General features: G+C 41.4%; 6 protein-coding genes and 1 pseudogene. 4 read left to right on the top strand and 3 right to left on the bottom strand.

The features are described 5' to 3' along the window. On the bottom strand, positions 1 to 100 hold a 100-nt coding region (locus IM509_RS19310), incomplete at its 3' end, for a transposase-like zinc-binding domain-containing protein (protein WP_420372278.1). Positions 101 to 128: 28 nt separating this feature from the next. On the opposite strand from IM509_RS19310, the gene IM509_RS19305 reads away from it, so the two are divergent. Then, positions 129 to 2,066 carry a D-Ala-D-Ala carboxypeptidase family metallohydrolase gene (locus IM509_RS19305; RefSeq protein WP_287717326.1) on the top strand — a complete coding sequence of 646 codons (1,938 nt, stop codon included), beginning with the start codon at positions 129 to 131 and terminating at the stop codon, positions 2,064 to 2,066. Positions 2,067 to 2,110: 44 nt separating this feature from the next. Continuing rightward, positions 2,111 to 3,148 carry a hypothetical protein gene (locus IM509_RS19300; RefSeq protein WP_185236958.1) on the top strand — a complete coding sequence of 346 codons (1,038 nt, stop codon included), beginning with the start codon at positions 2,111 to 2,113 and terminating at the stop codon, positions 3,146 to 3,148. A 4-nt stretch (positions 3,149 to 3,152) separates the two neighbouring features. Here IM509_RS19300 and IM509_RS19295 read toward each other — a convergent pair whose 3' ends face one another. Both IM509_RS19295 and IM509_RS19290 read right to left on the bottom strand, forming a co-directional pair. Next, a complete protein-coding gene (locus IM509_RS19295) occupies positions 3,153 to 3,503 on the bottom strand; it encodes a hypothetical protein (protein ID WP_072926412.1) in 351 nt (116 codons plus the stop codon). Beyond that, complete coding sequence (locus IM509_RS19290; protein ID WP_260441201.1) at positions 3,503 to 3,631, bottom strand: hypothetical protein; 129 nt, start codon at positions 3,629 to 3,631, stop codon at positions 3,503 to 3,505. The genes IM509_RS19295 and IM509_RS19290 overlap by 1 nt, the downstream gene beginning before the upstream one ends. Before the next feature lie 360 nt (positions 3,632 to 3,991). Here IM509_RS19290 and IM509_RS19285 point away from each other — a divergent pair, with 360 nt between their 5' ends. Next, positions 3,992 to 5,029, top strand: a complete 1,038-nt coding sequence (locus IM509_RS19285) for a fatty acid desaturase (RefSeq protein WP_052276727.1) — start codon at positions 3,992 to 3,994, stop codon at positions 5,027 to 5,029. Between the two features lie 35 nt (positions 5,030 to 5,064). Continuing rightward, a pseudogene (locus IM509_RS19280) lies at positions 5,065 to 5,160 on the top strand (nucleotidyltransferase family protein); the annotation flags it as partial. Positions 5,161 to 5,531: the final 371 nt, after the last annotated feature.

Below are 5,531 nucleotides of genomic sequence, written 5' to 3'. Positions count from 1 at the left end.
TAAATTGACGGCCACAGGTTACACAAATATGATTTTGTTTACCTTGTTTATTGATGCCATTTTTACGGATATGGGTAGATTTACATTCAGGGCATTGCATTTTGATTTCCTCCATTCATATCTCTATTATGCAACGCCATAATTCCATAAAAAACTGGCTGATCCAAAATCAAGATTGGGTAAGTCAACAGACTAACGGGAAAGCTTTACTGGATAAAATTCAACTTTCTGGGGTGGCGAAACCTGTCACCTCAACCTTATCAGTAACCCAGAATCGGGCAGATTTAGTCGCTGCTCCCCCCAATACAAAGATTAAAGCAACCATTAAAACCTATCTGAAAAAGCAGCCCATTGATTCATCACAACTCGGTGAAAACGAGAAAAAAGAAGTTCCTGTGGGTACAGAGTATAAAATCCTCAAGCATTCACAAGAATCTGATGGACATTCCCTCGTTGAATTAGACTACGGCCAGGGAATTTGGTATATTTGGTCAGATCACTGGTACTTACCTTGGCAAGACAAAATACTATCATCTGTTCCTCAGTCCAGTAAAAATGGTTCAGCGCGGGAAGCCATTGACCAATTATCCAGAATTTCTGCCATCTCCTCAACAAATAGAGGAACCCTCAAAGCCGCAGCCACCCGCTCGATTCAAAGATCAGCTACAGCCACAAAGGTAGAACCCGAAAATTGGGTCATTGCGCCCCCCAATACCATCATCAAGGCAACTACTAAAACCTATCTGAAAAAGCAGCCTATTGATTCATCAGAACTCGGTGAAAACGAGAAAAAAGAAGTTCCTGCGGGCAAAGGGTACAAAGTCCTCAAGTATTCAGAAGAAATTGACGGACATTGCCTAGTGGAGTTAGACTACGGTGCTGGCATTTGGTATCTTTGGTCGGATCATTGGAATTTACCTTGGCAAAAATCTAGCAAAGACAATGGCCTATCACCTGTATCCGCGCCAGAATCAAGTCAGCATCAGGGCGTTAATCTTGTCACTCGTCAGCAAGCTGAGTCTGTCTATGGACGTAAAATGAGTGATCAACAATTCAATGACTTAAACTCTTGTTTACAGCGATTTGAAATTAATACAGTGCCACGAATTAGACATTTCCTCAGCCAAACAGCCCATGAATCAGGAGGACTGCGTTGGATGGAAGAAATTGCCAGTGGTAGTGCTTATGAAGGTCGCCGAGATTTGGGAAATACCTCTCCCGGTGATGGTCGTAAATATAAAGGTGCTGGTGTTATTCAATTAACTGGACGGCATAATTATCAGAAATTTGCAGACTTTATCAAGGATCAAAAAGTCATGCAGGGACATAGCTATGTCGCTCAGGTTTATCCTTTTACCAGTGCTGGATTTTGGTGGAAGAATAATAACATGAATGCTCTTTGCGATCGGGGAGCAACTGTTAGAGAGGTAACAAAAAAGGTTAATGGTGGTTATAACGGACTGTCGGATCGTCAACGTTATTACGATAAAGCTTGTCAAGTTATCAAACAATTACCTTCTACATCTTTACATACGGAAGAGTTAGCCGCAAAGCCCGAAACAGGCAAGGCAGCCACAGAATCTAGCGATCAGGTTAGCAAAGTCGAAGTGGTTAGGGAAATGCCCAAAATTTTGACTCCGAAAGATGTAGATTGGAGTGATATGTCCACCCATTTAACCCCCCATTTCACTCTAGGAGAAAACTTACGAAACGACCCCCGACGCATTCCGCACGACACCACTTTGCAAAATAACATACTCACGATTATGCGAGAGTTGGAGAAGATTCGCACTGACTACGGGAAGCCCATTATCATCACTTCTGGGTATCGCCCTGAGCAAATCAATCGTGCTGTGGGAGGGGTAAGTAACTCGCAGCATATCCGAGGAACTGCGGTCGATATTTGCCCTGCTCATGGAGATGTGTTTGAATTTCAAAAGTGGGTAGATCAACACTGGTATGGTGCCTTGGGTTGGGGGGCAAAAAAGGGCTTCGTTCATATTGATTGTCGCAATGGCAAGGGATGGAAAACGGGAGGCGAAAAAGGTGTCAGATGGAACTATTGATGCCATGTAAAACTTTATAAATACACCCTTAGGAGGATGCTTAAATGACAGTCACAACCATCGGCAGAGTACCAATTACGGAACCCGGACCATTACTCGATCCATTCCTTAAAGATGATAATGCTTTAATTGCTGCTGCCGAAGATTTTACAGTCTCTATAAATACTATTTCACATCAACTTTATAGTAAGTATAGAGAAGAGTATAAAGCTGGACAATGGGGTAATGATTATTTTGCTGTAATGAGTCAGATAGGATTAGGAGATATAGAAAAACCTATCATTAAAGCTCACTACCTCAATCACATTAATAATATGAATAGACTGACCCATGATTTACTTACTACTTGGGCAGAAAATGTAGCGATTATTGAAGATTTCCAAAAAGACAAGAAAACAGAAAGACTATATTTATCATTCAGTAGTTTTTGTCAGGGATTAGGAGACTCAAAATTAGATCAAGTGACAGGAGCATTACAAGAAGTTGTTCGTGAAGTAGGCGGCACTTTTCCCCTTCTCGTTCCTTTTACAGCTTTAGGAACAGCAGCTTTAGAAGGAGTCAATAATATTCTCAAAACCATACTAGATGCGGAATTTAGACCTCAAGTAAAAACTGTAGAATTTGCTTTTTATCCTGGCGATCAGAACCGCCTTCCCAACATTGGGGAAGCTCCCTTACAGACAGGAGCATATGCCTTTTTCTTTGAAGAAGTTGAATTAGAATCCCTACAAATGGAACGGAATGGTACTATTACTTCAACTCGTAATGAACCAGTAAGTCCCTACATTGTTGTTAATATCAAAAAAGGAATTACCTTGGCACCGGGTCAAATTGAGAAACACTTGGCAACGGAAGTCTTGGAGACTTACAATAAATCTTATGGCAATCAACTCAATGCGGGAAATATATCTGGCAGTTATTTTAGTGCTTTAGAAGAACTAGGTAAAACAATACGCTTATCGACAGCTACACAACGATATTTTGAGTTGCGAGGAAAAGGAGACCAACTCACTGAAAGTGAAACACAACGCCTGCAATTCTTATATACTTACTTGAAAGAGAATTTAATCAGTTTTGATTAAACGATTAATCCTGCCATGAACCAGTTTCTTCAAGTAAAAGCTTGCCGTTTTTATAGACTCTTATTATACCACTTTCTGTGACAAAGTAACGATAACTTCCATTAATAAACTCGTAGCCGAGAAATTGACAGGGAGTAACCCTATCTGAACACAAACGATAAACAGTTCTCCCAGTAAGTTTAATGGATTCTGCGGTTCTTAAACTTGTTCCAGTGTAGGAGACATTGTTGCACACTACCTCTCCTTCAGGACAATTTCTAGTAATCTTGACAATAAAATTTCTCGTTTGTAAGGTTTCTGCAAAAGTTGTTTTGCCCCAAAACAAGCAGATAAACAATAAAAACAGAGTTCTCATCAAGAAATTTGGCTTAAACCTAACAAAAAATAATCCCATACTTTAATTCCATCGGGTAGCTTACTGGATTGTTCTGTCGATTTCTTGATCGCAGTGTCGTGAAGTGCTGTCAAAGTTGCTATTGCCATAAATAGACCTCTAAACTTATCTGCTGACAAAACAATGTTAATATATTTGGTTCTTCGTTGCTTGGTCTGGTTTGATCGGGTGGATAACACGAACCGAAGAGCCAGTCTATTGTATGGATGCCCAAGGGGACAGACGGACAGACAGGGGGAGAATCTGATTAACTTTCCCCAGGGGCTTTTGTTAAGTTACATTAAGCCCTAGAATAAAATCCCAGTGAGTTAGACGAAATTCGCTCGATCGCTCGGTCTTATCCGCTCCTAGCTGAGACAGAGAAAAGATAGCGCATCGAGAAACAGAAAACTTGAGCTACTCAAGCTTTCGTCAATACTGCCCTGTTATCCATCTTGAGTTATAACCTAGTGTCCCAAACCCTATCTAAACCTACCCTAGAAAGAGAATTTTTGCCATTTACCCTACAGGATGTCCGTCTAGCTATCCCGGCCCGTTGCTTCCAATCAAGCGTTTTTCGCTCTTTAGCCTACTTTTTTTTTGACATTGGCATTATTACCCTACTTTACTGGATAACTTACCAGATTAATCAAGCATGGTTCTTCCCCCTTTTTTGGTTTATGCAGGGAACCATGTTTTGGGCCTTATTTGTCGTCGGTCACGATTGCGGTCACGGTTCCTTTTCCCGTTATCGTTGGTTAAATAACCTAATCGGTCATCTCAGTCATACTCCCATTCTCGTACCTTTCCACGGTTGGCGCATCAGTCATCGCACCCATCACGCTAATACTGGCAATATCGACACCGATGAAAGTTGGTATCCCGTCACGGAAACCCAGTATAACAATATGGCTTGGTACGAAAAATTAGCTCGTTTTCAGCTAATTTTATTTGTTTACCCCCTTTATCTTTTCCGTCGTTCCCCTAATAAACAGGGGTCCCATTTTATGCCCGAAAGCCCCCTCTTTCGCCCCTCGGAACGGTGGCAGGTACTGACTAGCACCGTTTGCTGTACCTTTATGTTAGGTCTATTAATCGGGGTGGGTATTAGCCAAGGCTTTTGGTTTCTGTTTAACTACTACATCATGCCCTATATCGTCTTTGTGGTTTGGTTAGACTTGGTGACATTCCTACACCACACTGAAGATGATATTCCCTGGTATCGCGGTCAAGATTGGTACTTTCTCAAAGGGGCGCTTTCTACCATCGATCGCGATTATGGCATCTTTAATCCCATCCATCACCAAATTGGTACTCACGTCGCCCATCATATTTTTATCACTATTCCCCACTATCATCTCCAAGAAGCAACCGAGGCTATCCGTCCCGTCTTAGGAGACTATTATCGCGTCTCGAAAGAACCGATTTTCAAATCTCTCTGGCGGTCCTACCGCAATTGTCATTTTGTCAGTGACCAAGGCAGTAAGATTTTTTACCGCAAAAACTAATCTTATCTTAGCTATCAGGAGGAAACGGCAGCAAAATCTGCCTCCTCCTCTCACACCGAAAAGAGTTGCCAAAACTGGGGGTAAAGTCTTTGTCTTTATTTGGTTCAGTGGCAAGGGATGAAGCTGATGCAGTGAAATTGGCTAATGATTCGGTAGTAGTGCCGTAGCCCTCTTGCTTACCTGGTATGAATTGTGTAAAATATTTAGGGTCTGCTGAAAAAGTTTTTCGTGGGGGCAGGGTGTGGGGTGTGGGGTTTTACCGATTTTGAGGTAGTCAGTTACCTAATTTTCAGGGAAAAAGTCCAGGAATTTTACCCCCGATCCCTCCAATGGTCGGCACTTTTTGAGGAAAAAAAGCCTAAAAGCCTTATTCAACAAGATTTTTAGATTTATTCAGCAAGCCCTATTTATTAATAAAAATAATTGGCTCAAATCAGTCTTTAAACCTCTAAGTATCTAAGCACAATTAATTAGGGTTTGCTGAATAAATTTGAAATGTAGG

Source organism: Microcystis sp. M31BS1, from assembly GCF_020245285.1.
GTDB lineage: Bacteria > Cyanobacteriota > Cyanobacteriia > Cyanobacteriales > Microcystaceae > Microcystis > Microcystis panniformis.
This window is presented reverse-complemented; position numbering and strand designations above follow the sequence as displayed.